The sequence below is a fragment of the Pseudomonas salicis genome (assembly GCF_057128705.1).
In genome coordinates, this window is the sequence record NZ_JBSKHU010000006.1 from 302,632 (window position 1) to 324,227 (window position 21,596).

The following is a 21,596-nucleotide window of genomic DNA, read 5'->3' on the forward strand; positions in this document are numbered from 1 at the left end:
CGATGATCACCTGCGGGAGCGAATTCATTCGCGAGAGGCCGGTACATCCGACGAAAATTTGTCGGATGTACTACCGCATCGCGAATGAATTCGCTCCCACAGAGGGTTTTATGAGTGCCGCAAAACTGCGGCAGTGCTGTCAGGCAGTAATCAACACCCGCTCAACACCACCGGACGCCGCTCGCCCTCAAAGAAGAACGGACGAATCCGCACGCCCACCGCATTCCCCGCAAACGCTGCGATCAGCCACAGCCAGCCGTGCAGGCTGCCAGAAGCGATGCCGCTGAAATACGCGCCGATGTTGCAGCCATAGGCCAAACGCGAGCCGTACCCCAACAACAAACCGCCCAACACGGCCGCGATCAGCGAACGGGTAGGGATCTTCAGGCTTGGCGAGAAACGTCCTGCAAGCCCCGCCGCCACGGCCGCACCCAACATGATGCCGATGTCCATGACCGTGGTGATATCTTCCCACACCGGCGCGGCCAAAGCCTTGGCATTGGCTGGCATCTGCCAGAACACCCAACTGCCGACGTCCACACCCAGCGCGCTGGCGACTTTCGCGCCCCACAAGGCAAACGCCGAGGTGATGCCCCAGGGACGCCCCGCCAACGCGAGGGTCGCGTAGTTGAGCAACGCCAGCGCAATCGCACCCCACACCAGCGGCCACGGGCCTCGTAGGAAGCGACGCAGGCCCACGTGCTCACTCGTGACAGCGGCTTCGAGTTCGCCATGACGACGTTTTTCCAGCTTGATCGTGATCAGGGCGATCACAGCGAACAGCGCGAGACTCATGATCAGCGCGGGCATCACGCCGAAGGTTTTGACGATAGAGGTCGCCGGGAACGACGGCAGTGAGAACCACCAGTCGGCGTGATGGGTGGCAATCACCGAGCCGATGATGAAGAACAGCAGCGTGACCAGCATCCGCGCATTGCCGCCCCCGACGGTGAACAGCGTACCTGACGCGCAACCACCGCCCATCTGCATGCCGATACCGAAAATGAACGCTCCGAACACGACGGAAACGCCGGCAGGCGCGACCAGTCCGGTGACCGGCGTGCCGAATAGCGTCCCCGCGCCCAAGGCCGGGAAGAACAACACGACCGCAATCGCCAGCATGACCATCTGCGCCCGCAGACCCGCGCCGCGTCGCTCGTTGATGAACACGCGCCAGGCTGAGGTGAAACCGAAGGCCGCGTGATAAAGAGTCAGGCCCAATGCGGCGCCGACGATCAGCAACAAGACCTGCTTGCCGCCGACGGCGGACTGAAGAAACAGCGCGCCGATAACCAACAGGATGCAAGCGATCAGCGGCGTACCGAGCTTGCGCTCAGGGGCGGCGGAAAGAGGGAGGCTCATGGATGTGTCTCAGGGTATGTTTGCGATGGGCGCGAGTATAACCCTGCAACTGACGACTCGGCGCGCACCTGTAGGAGCGTGGCTTGTCCCGCGATCTGCCGGGAACCGGCAGCAACTTCAGCGAATGCGGTACATCCGTCATACCTGGTTGCAGGTTTACGACTGCTTCGCAGCCGATCGCGGGACAAGCCACGCTCCTACAAAGGATTGCGTTTCAGATCCAAACACCCCGCAACCGCTCCAGCGCCGACGCAATGTCTGCCTCGGGCACCGCCGCAAACCCCAACACCAACCCCGCCCGGTTATCCACAGGGGTTTGGGAATCCGGGAGCCAATAATCACTCAACGCCCCGATCTCGACACCCACGCTGTCAGCCTTGGCCACCAGTTCTCTTTCTCGCGCCAGGCTCTCGACCGCCACCGACACGTGCAACCCCGCCACCGGCTTGGGCATGGGACTGCAGCCCCGTACATCCTCGGGCCATCCCGCCAGCAACGCATCCCGCCGACTCAATGCCGCTCGGCGCATGCGCCGAATGTGCCGCTGGAAATGTCCCGCCGCGATGAACTCGGCCATGACCGCCTGAGTGCCAATCTCCGAATGCCGCATGTCCACAGCACGCCGCTGGCTGAACGGCTTGACCAGATTGCGCGGCAACACCAGATAGCCGAGGCGCAGCGCCGGGAACGCGACCTTGCCGAAGGTGCCGACGTAAAGCACCCGCCCATGCCGGTCCAGTGCAGCCAAGGGCGCAAGCGGTGCGCCGCTGTAGCGGTACTCGCCATCGTAATCGTCCTCGACGATCCACCCTTGGGTACGCTCGGCCCAGGCGAGCAACTCCAGGCGCCGCGCCAGGCTCATGGTCACGCCCAACGGGTATTGGTGAGACGGCGTGACGTAGGCCAGTTTGCAATTCCTGTCCTTCAAATCCGGACTGCGCATCCCCTCCTCGTCCACCGGCATGCCGCGCAATGTCGCGCCCGCCACGGCGAACGCATGCCCAGCGGCGCGATAGCCGGGGTTTTCAATCGCCACGCCGTCGCCATCGTTCAAGAGCAACTGTGCACAAAGGGCAATCGCCTGCTGCGCGCCACTGGTGATCACAATTTGTTCAGGGTCACACTGCAAGTCACGAGATGTTCTTAAATACACCGAGATCAGCTCGCGCAGCCGCCACTCCCCTGCCGGGTCGCCATAACCCAACTGGTGCAACCCCGGTTTTCGCCAGAAAGCCGCGTGCAGCTTGCCCCACACGTCGAACGGGAACAGATCGAATGCAGGAATGCCGACCCGAAATGCCCTCGGCAAACCCTGCAAATGGGGCTTTAAATGATGCTGTTCCAGTCGCACTATCGATGCGCTGTGGATAACTTTACTGGATAAATCACCAGGTTCATTTAGCGAAAATGTGGATAAACGTGTTGATAAGCCTGGTGATAAGCCTGTGGACACTTTTGTGGATAATTTTTTGGCGGACATGGGTTTGTCCGGCAGTTGAGCGACGTAAGTACCGTCACCAATTCGCCCTTCAGTAAAACCTTCGGCGTACAACTGGTCGTAGGCGCGCATCACGCTGTTGCGGGAAATCGAAAGCGCCAGGGCCAAATCTCGGCTGGCGGGTAAGCGCGTGCCGCTGCCCAAACGCCCGTCAAGGATTCGCTGGCGCAACGCCTGATACAGCTGGCGACTTAGGCCCTGTTGGCGGTCCAGCTCGATCCCGGCGAAATCGAAGGTTAGCGATAGCGTGATTGGCATGGATTGGCTCTACAAAATTGACCATTAATGGTTCTTACAACAGACCAATAGGCTGCCTAGGATGGGGCCAATCGCCAAGGAAAATTTCATGTATACACCCAGCTATTTCAAAGATGAGGACCTCGCCAGCCTGCATCGACAGATCGAAGGTACGCGCCTGGCGACCTTGATCAACGTCGACGAAACAGGCCTGCACGCGAGCCATGTCCCGCTATTACTCGACCCGAACCAAGGGCCGCATGGCACGCTGTTCGGCCATCTGGCCAAGGCCAACCCGCAGTGGAAGGCGTTGGCATCTGGCGAAGCGCTGGTGATTTTCCAAGGGCCGGACGCCTACATCAGCCCGTCTTTTTACGCTGCCAAGGCCGAACACGGAAAAGTGGTGCCGACCTGGAATTACCTCGCCGTGCATGCCTATGGCCGCGCGGAGGTCTTCACCGACCCCGCACGCCTGTTGCAGCTCGTCAGCGACCTGACCGACAAGCATGAAGGCAAGCGCGCCGAGCCTTGGGCAGTGAGCGATGCGCCGGCCGATTACGTCGAGAAAATGCTCAACGCCATCGTCGGGTTCGCCATCCCCATCGAACGCATCGAAGGCAAACGCAAGCTCAACCAGAATCGCAGCGCCGAAGACATCGCCGGCGTCAGCAAAGGCCTGGCCGCCAGCCAGGATCAAACCGATCAGGAAATCGCTCGTTTGATGAGCCAAGGAGAAACCCGTGTCTGACGTACAGATCCGCCCTGTTACCGCCGACGACCACGCTGCCTGGCTGCCGCTGTGGAAAGCCTACCTGACCTTCTACAAGACGGAATTGCCGGACGCGGTCACCGAAAGCACCTGGAAACGCTTTCTCGACAGCAATGAGCCGACCAATGCCGCCCTCGCCTGGCAGGACGGTAAAGCGGTGGGCATGGTGCACTTCATCTACCATCGCTCCAACTGGAGCATCAATTGGTCGTGCTACCTGCAAGACTTGCTCGTCACCCCGGACCAACGCGGCACCGGCGTCGGGCGCCAGCTGATCGAACATGTGTACGCGACAGCCAAGAAAGACGGCGCTGACAAGGTTCACTGGCTGACCCACGAGACCAACACGACCGCAATCCAGCTGTACGAACGCATCGCCGAACGCCCTGGCTTCATTCAATTCCGTAAACCGCTTTGAGCTCTGGAATTCTGAACATGTCGAACCTCGAACACTGGCAACCGGCCAAACTGCCGGACACGCGCACCCTGAATGGCCGGTTCATCCGCCTGGAAAAACTCGACGCCGCACATCACGCGGACGGCCTGTGGACAGCGCTCGAAGGCCCCGGCGCCGACCCGAGATTGTGGGACTACCTGGCTGTCGGCCCGTTTACCGAACGCGCCGCATTCAATGACTACTTGGCCGGGCTGCAAAACTCGACCGATCCTTGGTTCTACACCGTGATCGATCAGCAAACGGGCGACATCGACGGGTTTCTCAGCCTGATGTCGATCGTGCCGAGTGCGGGCCGGATCGAAATCGGCCACGTGACGTTCGGCGCGTCGATGCAACGCACGCCGAAAAGCACCGAGGCGGTTTATTTGCTGGCGAAAGAATCGTTCGCACTGGGCAACCGCCGCCTGGAGTGGAAATGCAACGGCGACAACGCCCGCTCCAAGCGCGCGGCAGAGCGCTTTGGCTTTAGCTTCGAAGGCACGTTCCGCCAGCACATGATCGTCAAGGGCCAGAACCGCAATACCGCGTGGTTCTCGATCATCGACAGCGAATGGCCCGAGTTGGAGAAAGCCTTCGTAGCGTGGCTGGCTGTGGATAACTTCAAGGATGGCGAGCAAATCAAGACGTTGGCGGATTTGCGCCACGCATGAGCGAATTCACTCGTTAATTTGGCTGGAGAGCATCAAACCTGTGGGAGCGAATTCATTCGCGATTGGCCAGTGCAACCGACACATCTCTATTGCCTGTCCCTTTTTCGCGAATAAATTCGCTCCCACAGTTGAACCCGCGCCAGGCTCAATTTACGTGGCTCAGACCAACTCCTGTAGGAGCGAATTCATTCGCGATTGGGCAGTGCAGCTGACACATCTCTATCGGCTGACCCTTTTTCGCGAATGAATTCGCTCCCACAGGGATTGTGTTCATTCAGCCACGCTGCACGACATCAGCAACAGAACTGCTGCAGAAACAGCTTCTGCAGGACAAAAAAAGAGGAGCCACGAGAGCTCCCCCAGAGGTAATCGTCCAGCCTGCCGCGTCTGTGCGCGTCAGGCTGTTTCAGCTTGATGAATCGCGATCATTCGATCTCGACCAGAATCTCACCCGGATTCACGCGGTCGCCTTTGGCCACGTGGATCGCCACGACCTTGCCCGCGACGGCTGCCTGAACCTCGGTCTCCATCTTCATCGCTTCGGTGATCAGCACTGCCTGACCGGCCTTGACCGTGTCACCTTCCTTGACCAGCACATCGACGATGTTGCCCGGCATGGTGGTGCTGACGTGGCCCGGTTTGCTGGCCTGGGCGCGCTTGCCAATGCCACCGCCGACGAACTCGTTGAGGGGCTCGAACACGACTTCTTCGGGCATGCCGTCGATGGACAGGTAGAAGTGGCGCTTGCCCTCGGCCTTGACGCCTACACCGGTGATGTCGACGCGGTAGCTTTCGCCGTGAACGTCGATGACGAACTCGGTCGGCACGCCTTCACCGCCCGCCCGCGCCACAGCGCCCGGCTCCGGAATCGGCAGCAGTGGCTCTGGCGCCAGGGTACCCGCAGCGCGTTCTTCGAGGAACTTGCGGCCAATGTCCGGGAACATTGCGTACGTCAGCACGTCTTCTTCAGATTTAGCCAACGCGCCGATTTCGCCGCGCAGCTTGGTCATTTCCGGTTTCAGCAGGTCTGCCGGACGCCCGTCGATAACCTCTTCGTTGCCAATGGCCTGACGACGCAGCTTCTCGTCGACCTGACCCGGTGCTTTGCCGTAGCCGCCCGTGAGGTAGAGCTTCACTTCGTTGGTGATGGTCTTGTAACGCTCACCCGCCAGCACGTTGAAGAACGCCTGAGTACCAACGATCTGCGAGGTCGGAGTCACCAGAGGTGGGTAGCCCAGGTCCTTGCGAACGCGTGGGATCTCTGCCAGCACTTCGCCCATGCGGTTCAGCGCGCCCTGCTCTTTCAGCTGGTTGGCGAGGTTGGAAATCATGCCGCCAGGCACTTGGTTGACCTGCACGCGGGTGTCAACAGCGGTGAATTCGCTCTCGAACTGGTGATACTTCTTACGCACCGCATAGAAATACAGGCCGATTTCCTGCAGCAGCTCCAGGTCCAGACCGGTGTCGAATTCGCTGCCCTTGAGCGCAGCAACCATCGATTCGGTGCCCGGATGGCTGGTGCCCCACGCAAAGCTGGAGATCGCGGTGTCGATGTGATCGGCGCCGTTTTCGACCGCCTTGAGCTGGCACATCGCGGCCAGACCCGCAGTGTCGTGGGAGTGGATGAACACCGGCAGCGACTGCTCGGCTTTCAGCGCCCTGACCAGTTCGCCAGCCGCGAACGGTGTCAGCAGACCGGCCATGTCCTTGATCGCCACGGAGTCGCAGCCCATCGCTTCCATCTGCTTGGCCTGAGCAACAAAGGCCTCGACGGTGTGTACCGGACTGACGGTGTACGCAATGGTGCCCTGCGCATGTTTGCCCGCAGCCTTCACCGCTTCGATGGCCACCCGCAGGTTACGCACGTCGTTCATGGCGTCGAAGATGCGGAACACGTCGATGCCGTTGACGGCAGCCTTGGCGACGAAAGCTTTGACCACGTCGTCGCTGTAATGGCGATAGCCCAGCAGATTCTGGCCGCGCAGCAGCATTTGCAGGCGGGTGTTCGGCAGCGCCGCGCGAAGTTGGCGCAGGCGCTCCCACGGGTCTTCTTTGAGGAAACGCACGCACGCGTCAAACGTCGCGCCGCCCCAGACTTCCAGCGACCAGTAGCCGACTTTGTCGAGCTTCTCGCAGATCGGCAGCATGTCTTCGGTGCGCATGCGGGTCGCCAGCAGCGACTGGTGAGCGTCACGCAGGATCGTATCGGTTACAAAGATCTTCTTCGTCATTCTTATCTCCTCACAAGCTTCAAGCTCCGAGCCACAGCTACAAGTCACCGAGAACGGCTTTTACTTGAGGCTTGACGCTCGCAGCTCGACGCTGCTTTTAAATGCCTGCGTGGGCGGCGATGGCGGCGGCGATGGCCAGGGCCAACTCTTCGGGTTTGCGCTTGATCGAGTAGTTGGTCAGTTCAGGGTGGCTCTCGACGAAACTGGTATTGAACTGGCCGCTACGGAATTCCGGGTTGCGCAGGATTTCCTGGTAGTACGCGGCGGTGGTCTTCACGCCTTGCAGGCGCATGTCGTCCAGCGCGCGCAGGCCCCGGTCCATCGCTTCTTCCCAAGTCAGCGCCCAGACGATCAGCTTCAGGCACATTGAGTCGTAGTACGGCGGAATGGTGTAGCCGGTGTAGATCGCCGTGTCGGTCCGCACGCCAGGGCCACCCGGCGCGTAATAACGGGTGATCTTGCCGAAGCTTGGGAGAAAGTTGTTTTTCGGGTCTTCGGCGTTGATGCGGAACTGCAACGCGAAACCCCGGTGAATGATGTCTTCCTGCTTCACCGAGAGCGGCAGGCCGGACGCGATGCGAATCTGCTCGCGCACGATGTCGATGCCGGTGATTTCCTCGGTGATGGTGTGTTCCACCTGCACCCGAGTGTTCATTTCCATGAAGTACACCTCGCCCTCGGCGAGCAGGAACTCCACGGTGCCCGCGTTCTCGTAACCCACGGCCTTGGCGGCGCGCACCGACAGGTCGCCGATGTAGGCGCGCTGTTCGGGGGTCAATTGAGGGCTTGGGGCGATTTCGATGAGCTTCTGGTTGCGACGCTGGATCGAGCAATCACGCTCGAACAGGTGCACGACATTGCCGAAGCTGTCACCGAGGATCTGCGCCTCGATGTGCTTGGGATTGACGATGCACTTCTCCAGAAAGACTTCAGCCTTGCCGAACGCCTTGGTGGCCTCGGAAATGACCCGAGGGAATGCCTGCTCCAGTTCTTCACGGCTGTTGCAACGACGAATGCCGCGACCGCCACCACCCGAGGTGGCCTTGAGCATCACTGGGTAACCGATGCGATCACCTTCGGTCAACGCTTCGGCGATGTCGGCAACGTTGCCTTCGGTGCCGGGGGTGACCGGCACGCCGGCCTTGATCATGCTGCGGCGGGCTTCAGTCTTGTCGCCCATGCGGCGAATCACTTCGGCGGAAGGGCCGATGAATTTGATTCCCCGTTCGGCGCAGATCTCAGCCAGGTCGGCGTTTTCCGAGAGGAAGCCATAACCGGGATGCAACGCGTCGCATCCGGTTTCCACGGCCAGGTTCACCAACTTGCGCGGGTTCAGGTAACCCTCCAGCGGTTCGGAACCAATGCCATAGGCCTCATCCGCACGCTTTACGTGGAGCGCATGGCGGTCCGCGTCGGAGTAGATCGCCACGGAACGGATGCCCATTTCGGCGCAAGCGCGCACGATCCGGACAGCAATTTCCCCACGGTTGGCGATCAGGATTTTTGTTATCACTGGCATTTCCTCGACCGATGAGCAGACGGACCGGAAACCCGGTCAGTACGGAGCGACATAGCGTTACAACGTGTTGCGTCGCAGCGATGGCTCACCCTATGACGAATCAGCAATTAACAAAAATGAGTAAAAATTGGGTTAAACATAAGTAAAACCTTATAGTTGCGCTTTCAGCCATGAGCAGGGGAATCGAAAGATGCGTAAGTCATTGATGCGTATGACATTGCGTCAATTGCGAATCTTCAATGAGGTTTGCGATCTTCGGTCCTACAGCCGTGCGGCTGAAGAAATGTCCCTCACGCAACCTGCCGTCAGCTTGCAGATCCGTCAGCTTGAAGAGCTCATCGGCCAGCCGCTGTTCGAGTACGTGGGCAAGAAGCTCTATCTGACCGAAGCTGCCGAGGCGCTTCAACTGGCCAGTCGCGACATTTTCGGGCGCCTTGAGAATCTCGACATGCAGCTGTCGGACATGCAGGGCTCGCTTCAAGGGCAGTTGAAGCTCGCCATTGAGTCCAGCGCGAAATACTTCGTTCCCCATCTGTTCGCAGCTTTTAAGCGCCAATACCCCGAAGTCATGCTCAACCTCACGGTAGTCAATCGGGCCCAGGTGATTCGACGGCTGTCCGACAACCGCGATGATCTGGTGGTGATGTCAATGGTTCCGCAGGACATGGGGCTGGAGTTTCTACCTTTCCTCAACAATCCCATCGTGGCGGTGGCGCGACCGGACCATCCGCTTTCACAACGGCCAAATCTGTCGCTGAAAGATCTGGAAGCCTACACGCTGGTGGTACGCGAGCAGGGGTCGGGAACGCGCAAGGCGTGCGAGGAATACTTCAAGGAGAAACGCACTCACTTCGAGCATTCGCTGGAGGTGTCTTCGGCGGAAGCTCAACGGGAGTGTGTCGTGGCAGGGCTGGGGGTGGCGCTGCTGACGAGGCATGCGCTGAGTCTGGAACTGGCCACTGGCACGCTCAAGGAGCTGCCCGTGGCCGAACTGCCGCTTTATCGCAGTTGGTGCGTCGTACAGGCTCGGGAGAAACGTCTGTCACCAGTGGCGCATGCCTTCCTGGCGTTCATTCGCACCGAGCGTGCACAGATCAGCGAGCTGGTCGCGCGCTTTGACGGGCACCTTCCGAAACGCTAGCGCTCTGCCAAAAGCTGGCGGAGTCTGCGTCCAGGTAGTCATCGAATTCGAGGGTGAGGCGACGGTCTTCGGACCGCGTTTCAATCGCACGCCGAAACGCCATGCGGCGCTGGTCTTCCTGCTGACGGCGGGTTTTGGCGCTGTTGCTTTGCTGCTGCGAGTCATCGTAGTGCCGAGGCATATCCTGTCTCCCATTGCGTGTGCGGGAGTACAGAGTGGCGGAACGCGGTGACGATCAGGCTTCGGAAGCGTTACAAGTTGGTGAAGGTTGGGCCGGATGGCGAGACGCCGTGGTTAACTCTGTGGGAGCGAATTCATTCACGATTCAGTCGTAAAGACGACACATTCGTTGCGAATGTATCGAAGTCTCGCGAATGAATTCGTGCCCACAGAAAATCAAAGGCGTGGCTGATATCAATCTTCCGACGACTTGATCGACTTCGGCGACAGCCGCAAGCTACGCAAGCTGCGCTTCACGCTCTTCAGGTGATTGACCAGGCTCGGGCCACGGGCCATCGCCACGCCCATTGCCAGCACATCGATCACGACCAAATGGGCGATACGCGAGGTCAACGGCGTGTAGATTTCGGTGTCTTCGTGCACGTCGATCGCCAGGTTGACAGTCGAGAGTTCGGCCAAGGGGGTCTGGCTCGGGCACAGGGTGATCAGATTCGCGCCGCTCTCGCGTACGAGGTTGGCCGTGATCAGCAGGTCCTTCGACCGGCCCGACTGTGAGATGCACACCGCGACGTCTGTGGGCTTGAGCGTTACCGCCGACATGGCCTGCATGTGCGGGTCGGAGTAGGACGCCGCCGTAAGCAACAGTCGGAAGAATTTGTGCTGGGCGTCAGCCGCGACCGCGCCCGACGCGCCGAACCCGTAAAACTCCACACGATGGGCCGCAGCCATCACGGTCACCGCCGCCTGCAACGCGTGAGGGTCGAGCTTTTCCCGAACTTCCATCAACGTATGGAGCGTGGTATCGAAGATTTTAAGGCTGTAGTCCGCAACCGAGTCGTCTTCATGAATCGCGAACTGCCCAAAACTCGCGCCCGCCGCAAGGCTTTGCGCCAGTTTGAGTTTGAGATCCTGGAAACCGGTGCAGCCAATCGCACGACAGAATCGCACGATGGTCGGCTCACTGATGCCCACGCTGTGGGCCAGATCGGCCATGGAACTGTGCATCACGGCCGCAGGATCAAGTAGCACATGGTCGGCTACCTTGAGCTCCGACTTACGCAAGAGATGGCGAGACTGGGCGATGTGCTGCAACAGATTCAAAGGACAGGACTCAATAGGAGGATGGGTCGGGCTGTAGCTTTCTTGTAGTTATACTACATGACCTGCAAACCGCACAGCTAAACGAGTTTGATGATTCCAAACGAAAAGCCCGGAGCGACGGGTCGCCATGCAGTGTAGGACTTTTCACACGGGACTCCAGGCCACAGCTTCACAATCACGTAGGACAGTGCCGATCGCATTGGCCTCCACAGGCCGACTGACCAGGTAGCCTTGCACCTCGTCGCATGCATGGGCTCGGAGAAATTCCAGCTGTTGCTCGTTCTCTACCCCTTCGGCGACCACCTTCAATTCAAGGCTGTGAGCCATGGCGATGATCGCCCGCGTGATGGCGGCGTCTTCGGTGCCCTCGTTCAGGCCTCTGACAAATGCTTGATCAATTTTTACGTAGTCCACGGGGAAGCGCTTCAAGTAACTGAGTGACGAATAGCCTGTGCCGAAATCATCGATAGCCAACTTCACGCCCAGCTCACGCAACTGCTGGAAGGTGCAGATGATGTGCTCGACGCTGTCCAGCAACTGACTTTCGGTCAGTTCAAGCTCCAGGTATTCAGGCAGCAGCCCGCTTTCATCGAGCACCTGACGCACCAGACTGACGAGCTTGCCCTGCCGCAATTGATGCACGGACAAATTGACTGACACCCGAATGGGCCGCAGCCCGCTGGCTTGCCATTCACAGGCCTGTCGGCAGGCGCGGCGCAGCACGAACTCGCCGATGTCGGCGATCAGCCCGGACTCTTCGGCCAGGCCGATGAATTCGCTGGGCGGTACCATGCCGAGCACCGGATGCCGCCAACGCACAAGGGCCTCGGCAGAACTGAGCTGACCCGTCGCCAGTTCGAGCTTGGGCTGATAGAAGACCTCCAACTGACCGTCTTCAATCGCTCGGCGCAGTTGAATCTCCAGCTGCAAACGCTCAAGCGTCCGGGCTTGCAGGCTGTCGGTGTAGAACTGGAAATTGTTACCGCCCAAGTGTTTGGCGTGCTGCATCGCCATGTTGGCTTGGGTGACTAACGCAGAAATGTCTCTGGCCGAATCCGGCAGCAAGGCGATGCCGATGGACGCGCTGACCACCAGCTCGTGCCCAGCCACCAGAACCGGGGAACGAAGTTTGTTCAGCAACCGGGTGGTCATTCGCGTCAGCGTCGTCAGGTTGCCGAAGGTATCGAACAGCACCGCGAACTCATCGGCGGACAAGCGTGCCACAGTATCGGCGTCCGCCAGCTCGGCGCTGATGCGGCGGCCTATCTGGCGCAGCAATTGATCGGCAACCTCATGCCCAAGGCTGTCGTTGAGCAGCTTGAAACGGTCCAGATTGATGTGCAGCAGCGCCAGGGTTTGCCTGCCGTGGCGTACGCGCTGATTGGCTTCGCGCAGCCGCTCGTTGAACAGCGCGCGGTTGGCCAGACCTGTCAGCTCGTCATAGTGCGAGAGGAATCGGGCACGCTCTTCATATTGCCGCGTCAGCTCTCGATTCAGCGCTTCGCTTTGGGCTTGAGCCTGTTGCAGGTGCTCAATCAAGGCCTGATTCTGAAAGCGCCGGGTCAGACCTCGCTCAATCAACCGGTTGACCTGCGCCGCCACGACGATCAGCGCCAGCAGCAGGATCAACCCTAGCCAGCCCCAGCCGCGCAACGGCACGTCGCCACCCCAGAACAGATAGAGGATGGGCGGCAGCAGACAGGGCACGGTGAACGTCAGAAAGGCCGGGATGCTTGCGGCATAGGCCACGCTGGCCGAGAGCGTGGCCGCGCCGATCAGGCCGAAGACCCACGCCTGTTGCACGAAGCTTTCCACGGGAACCAGCACCAGCGCCGCGCTGGAGAGCGTGAACCCGCTGACACAGGCCCCCGCCAGAAACATCCGCGTCCAGACCGGATGCGCCTGGCGCTCCGGTGGCGCCGCACGAAACGCCGCCACCTGAAGCACCCGCAGGCACACCAGCGCTGACAGCCAGCCCACCCAAATACTGACGAGCACGTACCGCTGCGGACTCCAGAGCAGCCAGGCGCAGAGCAAACCATTGATGAACATGAACAGAGTCGGCAGCAGCGACCCCTGATAAAGAAGGCGTGTGCGCTCGACGGCAAGCTGGGTGGCGAACTGTCTGCGGATGACACGTCGTGTCGCCACAGCATCGGCCGGGGCTTTGGAGCTGGTGGTCATGGCGATTCTTATAATTAGTGAGCCTTGAACGTGCACGGAGCATACACAAGCCACCGAAGAGACCAAACAGTCAGGGAAATAAATTGCGTGAATGGTCGGCATACGTGACGGTTTTCCGCTCCGACAGGCAGAGGGCGACAGCTTTTCACGACCGACCAGCGTTAGAGTTTGCCCGGCATCCGTCGGCACCCTAGAATGCCCCGATGCATACTGATGACCTCTCCCTTCTGCTCAACTCCCTCAACGATGCCCAACGCCAGGCGGTCGCCGCCTCCGTGGGTCGTCAGTTGGTTCTCGCTGGCGCAGGCTCCGGCAAAACCCGCGTGCTGGTGCACCGTATCGCCTGGTTGATCCAGGTTGAGAACGCGTCGCCCCACTCGATCCTGTCGGTGACGTTCACCAACAAGGCAGCCGCCGAGATGCGCCATCGCATCGAGCAGCTGATGGGCATCAACCCGGCAGGCATGTGGGTCGGCACCTTCCACGGGCTGGCGCACCGTCTATTGCGTGCGCACTGGCAGGAAGCCGGACTGAACCAGAATTTCCAGATTCTCGACAGCGACGACCAGCAGCGTCTGGTCAAGCGCGTCATCCGCGAGATGGGTCTGGACGAGCAGAAATGGCCTGCGCGTCAGGCGCAATGGTTCATCAACGGCCAGAAGGATGAAGGGCTGCGTCCCAAGCACATTCAGGCATCTGGCGACCTGTTCCTCAGCACCATGAAGGGCATCTACGAGAATTACGAAGCGGCGTGCCAACGGGCCAGCGTCATCGACTTCTCGGAACTGCTGCTACGTGCGCTGGACCTGTGGCGCGACAATCCTGGCCTGCTGGAGCATTACCAGCGCCGTTTCCGCCACGTCCTTGTAGACGAATTCCAGGACACCAATGCCGTGCAGTACGCCTGGCTGCGGTTGCTGGCCAAGGGTGGCGACAGCCTGATGGTGGTCGGCGACGACGATCAGTCGATTTACGGCTGGCGCGGCGCGAAGATCGAGAACATTCATCAGTATTCCGATGACTTCCCGGATACCGAGACGATCCGACTGGAGCAGAACTACCGCTCCACCGCGAGCATCCTGAAGGCTGCCAACGGTCTGATCGTCAACAACAGTGGCCGTCTGGGCAAAGAGCTGTGGACCGATGTCGGCGACGGCGAACTGATCAGCCTGTACGCCGCCTTCAACGAACACGATGAAGCGCGCTACGTGGTCGAGACCATCGAGAGCGCGATCAAGACCGGCATGTCCCGCAGCGACATCGCCATTCTCTACCGCTCCAACGCCCAATCCCGGGTGTTGGAAGAGGCCCTGTTGCGCGAGCGCATCCCATACCGCATTTATGGCGGTCAGCGCTTCTTCGAACGGGCCGAAATCAAGAACGCCATGGCCTATCTGCGCGTTCTGGAAGGCCGTGGCAACGATTCAGCCCTCGAACGCGTGATCAACGTGCCGCCCCGTGGCATTGGCGAGAAAACCGTCGAAGCCATTCGCGAGCATGCGCGCCACGCCGATGTGTCGATGTGGGAATCCATGCGACTGCTGGTGGCTAACAAAGGCGTGACCGGTCGGGCCGCCAGCGCCTTGGGCGGGTTTATCGAACTGATCGAGAACCTCTCGGCCAAGGTCATGGAGATGCCGCTGCACCTGATGACCCAGACCGTCATCGAGCAGTCCGGGCTGATCACCTATCACCAGGAAGAAAAAGGCGAGAAAGGCCAGGCTCGGGTAGAAAACCTTGAGGAATTGGTCAGTGCCGCCCGCGCCTTCGAAAACAGCGAAGACGAGGAAGACTTGACGCCACTGGCCGCGTTCCTCGGCCATGCTTCACTGGAGGCAGGCGACACCCAGGCCGATGAGCACGAAGACAGCATCCAGCTGATGACGCTGCACAGTGCCAAAGGTCTTGAGTTCCCGTATGTGTTCCTCGTTGGCATGGAAGAAGGCCTGTTTCCGCACAAGATGAGCCTGGAAGAACCGGGCCGTCTGGAAGAAGAACGCCGCCTGGCTTACGTCGGTATTACCCGAGCAATGCAACATCTGGTGCTGACGTACGCCGAAACCCGACGTCTGTACGGCAGCGAGACCTACAACAAGGTGTCGCGCTTCGTACGTGAAGTCCCGCCGAATCTGATTCAGGAAGTGCGCTTGTCCAACAGCGTTACACGCCCTTTCGGTGGCTCCAAGACCATGGCGCCGAGCCGGCTGTTCGATGGCGAAGGCATTCCACAAAGCCAGTTCTCGCTCGGCCAACGCGTGCAGCACGCGGTGTTCGGCGAGGGCACCATCCTGAACTTCGAAGGCGCCGGTGCGCAGGCTCGGGTGCAGGTGAACTTCTCCGAAGGCAGCAAGTGGCTGATGCTGGGGTACGCCAAGCTGGAGCCGGTTTGATCAGGCCCTGACGCCTCAGTAGACCTGCGTGATGGCTGACCTCCGGTATTGCATTCCTACATCTGGCCCCCATCTTTCCTACAGAACTTTCTCAATCGCCCTGCAGCCCAAGTAGTACGCGGGTGATTGAGATCCACGCAAAAGCCAGAAACATATGGTCGCTGGTCAGACACATTTGTCCTGTTCAATATGGCGCGCGTGCAATCCACAAACGGGAATTCCCAATATGCAACGTTTTCTAAGCATCGCTTTGGCGCTGGTCATCGGACTCACCATGAGTCTGGATGCTAACGCCGCGCGTTTCGGTGGCGGCAAGAGCATGGGCTCGGCGCCAAGTCACCAAGCGCGTCAGACAGCTCCTTCTGCTCCTGCCGCTGCACCTAACGCTGCCGGTCGTCCTGCGCCTGCTGCGGGCGGTGCTTCCAAATGGCTGGGCCCTCTGGCCGGTATCGCTGCCGGTGGCCTGCTCGCTTCCATGTTCATGGGCGGCGGCTTCCAAGGCATGCAGTTCTTCGACATCCTGATCATGGCGGTCATCGCTTTCGTGATCTTCCGTTTCATCGCCGCCCGTCGACGCAAGCAGCAGCCAAACATGGCTCCGGCTGGCGCGCCGTTCCAGCGTGAAACCTTCGAACAGCAGCCTGCGCAAAACGCCAATTCGATGTTCGGCGGTTCGCCCGCCGCGTCGGCTCGTCCGGTGATCAACGCACCGGCGTGGTTCAACGAAGAGCGCTTTATCGAGGCCGCACGTAACCACTTCCAGTCGCTGCAACAGCACTGGGATGCGAACGAGATGGACAAAATCTCTGAGTTCGTGACCCCGCAAATGCTGCAGTTCCTGAAAAAAGAACGTGCAGACCTGGGTGATGGCTTCCAGTCCACCTATATCGACAACCTGAACGTGCAACTTGAAGGTGTCGACGACCGCGCCGACAAGACCATTGCTACCTTGACCTTCAGTGGTGTGTCGAAAACGTCGCGCTTCGACCAGGGCGAAGTGTTCAGCGAAAGCTGGAACATGGAGCGCGCTCCGGGCGAGAACCAGCCTTGGCTGGTGGCAGGTATTCGCCAGAACGGCTGAAACTCTTTGCCGCTTCGCTAATCCAAAACCCCGACTGTGTTCGGGGTTTTGTTTTTTGTGGGCCGCAGTTAATTTGGTGATGTCTTTGAGCTACTGTATAAACCGCGAAACCGTTAGAGGATCCACGTCGTGGAAGAAGTCATCGAACAACTCCGTGAAGCCAATGAGCCGGTTCCCGTCCCGCTTGAGCTGCCGGACGAAGATCAGCTTGTCGAAATCGAAGAGCAGCTGTTCATCAACATTCCTTTCGTCTTCAAGGAATTCTTGCTGACCGTCAGCGACGTGGTGTACGGCAGCCTGGAGCCGGTGACTGTCACCGATCCGCAATCTCATACCTACCTGCCGGACGTGGCAGCAAATGCCTGGGACATCGGTGTTCCGCGCGAGCTCATCCCGATCTGCCAAGATGGCGAAGATTACTACTGCGTTGAAGAAGACGGCACTGTGGTGCTGTGGTCCGGCGAAGAAGAACTCGTCACCGAAGAAAGCTGGGAATCGGTCTGGCACTGGGCGCGGGATGTCTGGCTGGAAAGCTGAGACATTTCCCACGCACGCAGGGAAGCCTTCAGCGGCTCAATGCTCTGAAGGCTCGTGATGATTCCCCAGTGTTTCCAGCAGCGCGATCTGCATGCGGGTGTGCACGCGGATGAACCAGCGCCACAGCACCGCCGCCACGACCGCTGCCACGATCACGATCAGCAGCAACCATTCGTGAGTCGGCAGCATGCTCGCCGACAGCAGGGCGATCAGCAGGAAAATCACCACCAGCGACAGCAACGGGATCACTTCCGCAATCACTCGGCGTACGCGTGCGGTATGCCTGCCCGCCATCTCTGGCTTCACACTCATCTCGGCCAACAGCATCGACAGCGCTTTCAGCTTGCGATAGGCCGCGATCAGAAACGGTAGCGACAACAGTAAAGAAGCGCCCCATATCCAGGCCTTCTGCTGACCGACTTCGCTGACCCATTCGCTGAAGTAATCCCCAATGCGCTCGGCGAAATAAGCACCGCAGAAGAAGATCGCCACCACCAGCGCCAGATTCACCCCCACTTGCAGCAGGATCTTGCGAATCATCGAAGCCAGTAACGCCCCCTGCCCCTGTGGCTGAATGCTGCGCAGCCACTCTCCGTACAGACCGAAAACCCGGGCCACTCGCGTAGGCATGATCCTCGCCAACGTGTGGGACAGTGGATCGGCAGCCCGAATCAGATACGGTGTGAGCAATGTAGTGATCGCCGACACGGCCACCGCCACCGGGTAGAGAAAATCGCTAGTGACCTGCAAGGTCATCCCGAGCGCCGCGATGATGAAAGAAAACTCGCCAATCTGTGACAGCCCCATCCCGACCCGAAGCGAAGTCTTGCCGTCATTCCCCGCGATAAACGCTCCCAGGCCGCAGGACAGCATCTTGCCCAGGACAACGGCCACGGTGATCACAGCGATGGGCCATGCATAGGCGAGCAGGATCTGCGGGTCGATAAGCAAGCCGATGGCGACAAAGAAAATTGCGCTGAACATGTCGCGAATGGGTTCGATCAAATGCTCTATCTTCGCCAGTTGCTTCGATTCGGCCATGATCGCGCCAATTAGGAATGCCCCCAGCACCATGCTGTACTCGAGTTTGACCACCAGCAGACAGAAGCCGAAACACAGGCCCAGGACCGTGACCAGTAGCATCTCGTTGCTTTCGAATTTCGCGACGTAGGCCAGCAAACGCGGCACCAGCAGAATCCCGATCACCAGCGCGACGATCATGAACAACGAAAGCTTGCCGACGGTGGAGAACACTTCACCGGAACTCACCGAGCCGCTGACCGCAATGCCCGACAACAGCGCGATGATGCCGATGCCGAGGATGTCTTCCACGATCAGCACGCCAAAGATCAGTTGGGCGAAACGCTGGTTCTTCATCTTCAGGTCGTTGAGCGCCTTGACGATGATCGTGGTCGAGGAGATGGCCAAAATCGCTCCCAAGAACAGCGAATCCATGGTGCTCCAGCCAAAATACTGGCCGATTTCATAGCCGATCCAGATCATCAGCATGATTTCGAGGAAGGCGGCGACGAACGCCGTAGCGCCGACCTTGAACAGTTTGCGCAGACTGAATTCCAGTCCCAGACAGAACATGAGGAAGATCACGCCCAGTTCGGCAAGGGTCTTGATGGTGTCTTCGTCGTGGATCAGGCCGAATGGCGGAGTGTGCGGCCCGATGATGAACCCGGCGACGATATAGCCGAGGACGACCGGTTGTTTGAGTCGATGGAAGAGAACGGTGACCACGCCAGCCACCAGCATGATGACTGCCAGGTCCTGAATGAAACTGATGGCATGCATGGCGCGGCTCCTTGTGACGACTAAAGATGCGCGTTCATGCTGAAAAGGAGACGGCTGCTGTGCGAAAGATCGCCAGCAGAGTCAGAAATTTCTGAGCGGAACGCAGGAAATACCCCATCCAAGGGTTTTCGCAGGTTAACACCGCACAAAAGCCGATGAAGCCGGTGCAATATATGGAAACAGATCGACCTCAGGCGTGACGGCAGCCCGGCTGCCAGCGTCCCGATAGTGTTGGTTTTGATAGCCGATTTTATTTCGAGCACCCATCCGAGGTGCCAATTGACCCAACCAGACCGTGAGCACGCTATGGAACCCGGAAACGCCCAGCTGTCGATGACTGTATTGATGACCCCGGACATGGCCAACTTTTCTGGCAACGTGCACGGCGGCACTCTTCTTAAATACCTCGATGAAGTCGCCTACGCGTGCGCGAGCCGTTACGCCGGTCGTTACGTCGTGACGCTGTCGGTGGATCAGGTGATTTTCCGCGAGCCGATTCACGTCGGCGAACTGGTGACCTTCCTGGCTTCGGTGAACTACACCGGCAACACGTCGATGGAAGTCGGGATCAAGGTGGTGACGGAAAACATCCGCGAGCGCTCGGTGCGTCACACCAACAGCTGCTTTTTCACCATGGTGGCGGTGGACGACCAACGCAAACCGGCCAGCGTTCCGCCGTTGGATCCGCAGACCAGCGAAGACAAGCGCCGCTACGTGCAAGCGCAGCAGCGGCGCCAATTGCGCCAGGAGCTTGAAAAGCGCTATCGCGAAATTCGCGAGGATGGGATTTGAGCAACGTCGATCAGGCGTAATGCGTCTTGGGGGAGTCGGCTGGCTGGCGAATGCGATGGGTCAGTCAACACATTGCAACTGGCCTACCGCATTCGCTAAGGCGCGGCCTCCCTCAGTTCAATGGGTAACGGTGGCCGTAAAGCACAGCAACAGCGCAGGCGGACGAAGTGAAGCGAAATTAAACGGACGCACTATGGCTGTCAGTGACCTGACGCAGTTAAGCTGGACACCTTCTGTTGGAGCTCTCTTTCCATGCTGACCCTGGGCAATATTTTCGTCCTGATGCTGCTGGCGACTGCTGGCGCTTGGCTGTGGCACTCCCATGGTCTACGTGAACGGGCGCTGGAGCGTGTCAAACAGCACTGCGCCAAGCTCGACATCGAATTGCTCGACGGCAACGTGGCGCTGCGCCGTATCGCGTTCAAGCGCGACAACGAAGGCCGCAAGCGTCTGGCCCGGGTGTACAACTTCGAATTCACGGTGACGGGCGAGCAACGCCACCCCGGCACGATCACGATGTTTGGCGCACACACTGCGCAGATCGAACTGGCGCCCTACCCGTTTGAAATCAAAGACCCGAAGCCGACGGCCGAAATCATCCAGCTCGCCGAATGGCGGCAAGAGCACAATAAGTGGAAGCAGTAAGCCGCTGTGGATAAGCAGCGCTAGGCCATACAGTTCGCGAGCTGCGCGGTCAGTTGAACCTCGGCTTGAGGTTCATTGAAAATCAATTCAAGCCTCGAATCCTTGCGCCATTCACTCGGCGCCCATTCAAACTCGCCGCTCTCCAGCGCATTGCCCGAAACCCACCCCGATCCGCTGTGGATAACCAGCTTGGCACGGCGCCATTCAAGGCTTCGCAGCCAACCTTGGACTCTGGCCGCATCGAAAATACGCTCCGGGTGCCAACGCCAGCCAATGCTCCAGCCTTCAGGCTGAGCCTGACTCAGACAAATCGGCGTCATCGGGTCGACCCAGACCGCTGGCAATTGAGCAAGAGATCGGAACGCAACGAACTTATCCACACCCTCATTGGCTTTTGCATCGATGCCGGGCAAGCGTTGCAGCGGCAGCGCGCCAGATTCAGTCCAGCACACAGCGCGTTCGGGCAGCATCGTGACGAGGGTGTCTCGGGCCGCGGCGTTCAGCCCCTCCGATTTGTTAAGCACCAACAGACCGGCGTTTCCCACAGCCTCTTGTTGAGTCGGCGGGAGAGGTTTTCCGGCTGCAAGGGCCCGAGCGTCCAGAACGATGACGCTGGGCTGAACGGCCAGCACCCCGAGCCACGGCGCCTCTCGCAATTGCTTCAACAGCTGGACGGGATGCCCGAGACCGGACGGCTCGATGAACAGTCGGTCCGGCCGAGCCTTGCGCAGCAATCGACCCAGTCCGATCTGAAACGGCGCACCGTTGACGCAGCACAGGCAACCGCCAGCGACTTCACCAAGTGCGATACCATCTTGCGCCGTGCTGAGCAGTGCCGCGTCCAGACCGATCTGGCCGAACTCGTTGATCAGAATCGCCCAGCGTTCATTCGGCGGTTTCTGCGACAACAGGTGCTTGATCAGGCTGGTCTTGCCTGCGCCCAAAGGGCCAGCAATGACATGGGTGGGGATGTTCTGCAGCATGTCCGGCCATTCTTGAACGTCGCTCCCGAGAACGAGCGC

At 59.5% G+C, this 21,596-nt stretch carries 18 protein-coding genes; 9 read left to right on the plus strand and 9 right to left on the minus strand.

What is annotated here, in order from left to right:
• Nucleotides 1–150 precede the first annotated feature (150 nt).
• On the minus strand, nt 151–1,362 hold the full coding sequence (locus ACWKWE_RS22855; protein WP_483851776.1) for a YeeE/YedE family protein: 1,212 nt from the start codon (nt 1,360–1,362) through the stop codon (nt 151–153).
• Nucleotides 1,363–1,576: 214 nt separating this feature from the next.
• Nucleotides 1,577–3,118: a MocR-like pyridoxine biosynthesis transcription factor PdxR gene (gene pdxR / locus ACWKWE_RS22860; protein ID WP_483851777.1), complete on the minus strand. Its 1,542-nt coding sequence runs from the start codon at nt 3,116–3,118 to the stop codon at nt 1,577–1,579.
• A gap of 88 nt (nt 3,119–3,206) precedes the next feature.
• Here pdxR and ACWKWE_RS22865 point away from each other — a divergent pair, with 88 nt between their 5' ends.
• From ACWKWE_RS22865 to ACWKWE_RS22875, 3 genes are read left to right on the plus strand one after another with little or no spacing between them, the layout of a single operon-like run.
• Nucleotides 3,207–3,845: an FMN-binding negative transcriptional regulator gene (locus tag ACWKWE_RS22865; RefSeq protein WP_483851778.1), complete on the plus strand. Its 639-nt coding sequence runs from the start codon at nt 3,207–3,209 to the stop codon at nt 3,843–3,845.
• Nucleotides 3,838–4,284, plus strand: a complete 447-nt coding sequence (locus tag ACWKWE_RS22870) for a GNAT family N-acetyltransferase (RefSeq protein ID WP_166593995.1) — start codon at nt 3,838–3,840, stop codon at nt 4,282–4,284. The genes ACWKWE_RS22865 and ACWKWE_RS22870 overlap by 8 nt, the downstream gene beginning before the upstream one ends.
• 17 nt (nt 4,285–4,301) lie before the next feature.
• A complete protein-coding gene (locus tag ACWKWE_RS22875; protein WP_483851779.1) occupies nt 4,302–4,973 on the plus strand; it encodes a GNAT family N-acetyltransferase in 672 nt (223 codons plus the stop codon).
• Between the two features lie 425 nt (nt 4,974–5,398).
• Here ACWKWE_RS22875 and oadA read toward each other — a convergent pair whose 3' ends face one another.
• The gene (gene oadA, locus ACWKWE_RS22880) at nt 5,399–7,204 is read right to left on the minus strand and encodes a sodium-extruding oxaloacetate decarboxylase subunit alpha (protein ID WP_401145428.1); all 1,806 of its coding nucleotides are present in this window, start codon (nt 7,202–7,204) and stop codon (nt 5,399–5,401) included.
• 97 nt (nt 7,205–7,301) lie between these two features.
• Entirely contained in the window at nt 7,302–8,717 is a 1,416-nt protein-coding gene (locus ACWKWE_RS22885; protein ID WP_166593992.1) for an acetyl-CoA carboxylase biotin carboxylase subunit, read from the minus strand.
• A gap of 196 nt (nt 8,718–8,913) precedes the next feature.
• Here ACWKWE_RS22885 and ACWKWE_RS22890 point away from each other — a divergent pair, with 196 nt between their 5' ends.
• Nucleotides 8,914–9,864, plus strand: coding sequence for a LysR family transcriptional regulator (locus tag ACWKWE_RS22890; RefSeq protein ID WP_483851780.1), 951 nt, complete (start codon nt 8,914–8,916; stop codon nt 9,862–9,864).
• Here ACWKWE_RS22890 and ACWKWE_RS22895 read toward each other — a convergent pair.
• From ACWKWE_RS22895 to ACWKWE_RS22905, 3 genes are all read right to left on the minus strand, one after another.
• Nucleotides 9,818–10,045, minus strand: coding sequence for a PA3496 family putative envelope integrity protein (locus ACWKWE_RS22895; RefSeq protein WP_256665072.1), 228 nt, complete (start codon nt 10,043–10,045; stop codon nt 9,818–9,820). The genes ACWKWE_RS22890 and ACWKWE_RS22895 overlap by 47 nt on opposite strands.
• A gap of 233 nt (nt 10,046–10,278) precedes the next feature.
• A complete protein-coding gene (gene hexR, locus ACWKWE_RS22900; protein WP_166593990.1) occupies nt 10,279–11,145 on the minus strand; it encodes a transcriptional regulator HexR in 867 nt (288 codons plus the stop codon).
• Nucleotides 11,146–11,289: 144 nt separating this feature from the next.
• Nucleotides 11,290–13,197 (minus strand): putative bifunctional diguanylate cyclase/phosphodiesterase, encoded by a 1,908-nt coding sequence (locus ACWKWE_RS22905; protein ID WP_483851903.1) that lies wholly within the window; start codon nt 13,195–13,197, stop codon nt 11,290–11,292.
• Nucleotides 13,198–13,532: 335 nt separating this feature from the next.
• On the opposite strand from ACWKWE_RS22905, the gene uvrD reads away from it, so the two are divergent.
• The 3 genes from uvrD (at nt 13,533) to ACWKWE_RS22920 (ending at nt 17,337) form a co-directional block, all read left to right on the plus strand.
• Entirely contained in the window at nt 13,533–15,719 is a 2,187-nt protein-coding gene (gene uvrD / locus ACWKWE_RS22910) for a DNA helicase II (protein WP_483851781.1), read from the plus strand.
• Between the two features lie 226 nt (nt 15,720–15,945).
• Nucleotides 15,946–16,800: a Tim44 domain-containing protein gene (locus tag ACWKWE_RS22915; protein ID WP_166593987.1), complete on the plus strand. Its 855-nt coding sequence runs from the start codon at nt 15,946–15,948 to the stop codon at nt 16,798–16,800.
• Nucleotides 16,801–16,929: 129 nt separating this feature from the next.
• Nucleotides 16,930–17,337, plus strand: coding sequence for an SMI1/KNR4 family protein (locus tag ACWKWE_RS22920; protein WP_166593986.1), 408 nt, complete (start codon nt 16,930–16,932; stop codon nt 17,335–17,337).
• Between the two features lie 36 nt (nt 17,338–17,373).
• Here ACWKWE_RS22920 and ACWKWE_RS22925 read toward each other — a convergent pair whose 3' ends face one another.
• Entirely contained in the window at nt 17,374–19,137 is a 1,764-nt protein-coding gene (locus tag ACWKWE_RS22925) for a cation:proton antiporter (RefSeq protein WP_483851782.1), read from the minus strand.
• A gap of 306 nt (nt 19,138–19,443) precedes the next feature.
• On the opposite strand from ACWKWE_RS22925, the gene ACWKWE_RS22930 reads away from it, so the two are divergent.
• Both ACWKWE_RS22930 and ACWKWE_RS22935 read left to right on the plus strand, forming a co-directional pair.
• A complete protein-coding gene (locus tag ACWKWE_RS22930) occupies nt 19,444–19,929 on the plus strand; it encodes an acyl-CoA thioesterase (RefSeq protein WP_166593984.1) in 486 nt (161 codons plus the stop codon).
• A gap of 252 nt (nt 19,930–20,181) precedes the next feature.
• Complete coding sequence (locus tag ACWKWE_RS22935; protein WP_166593983.1) at nt 20,182–20,574, plus strand: DUF3301 domain-containing protein; 393 nt, start codon at nt 20,182–20,184, stop codon at nt 20,572–20,574.
• Between the two features lie 20 nt (nt 20,575–20,594).
• Here the strand turns inward: ACWKWE_RS22935 and ACWKWE_RS22940 are convergent, their stop codons facing one another.
• Nucleotides 20,595–21,557 carry a CobW family GTP-binding protein gene (locus ACWKWE_RS22940; RefSeq protein ID WP_483851783.1) on the minus strand — a complete coding sequence of 321 codons (963 nt, stop codon included), beginning with the start codon at nt 21,555–21,557 and terminating at the stop codon, nt 20,595–20,597.
• Nucleotides 21,558–21,596: the final 39 nt, after the last annotated feature.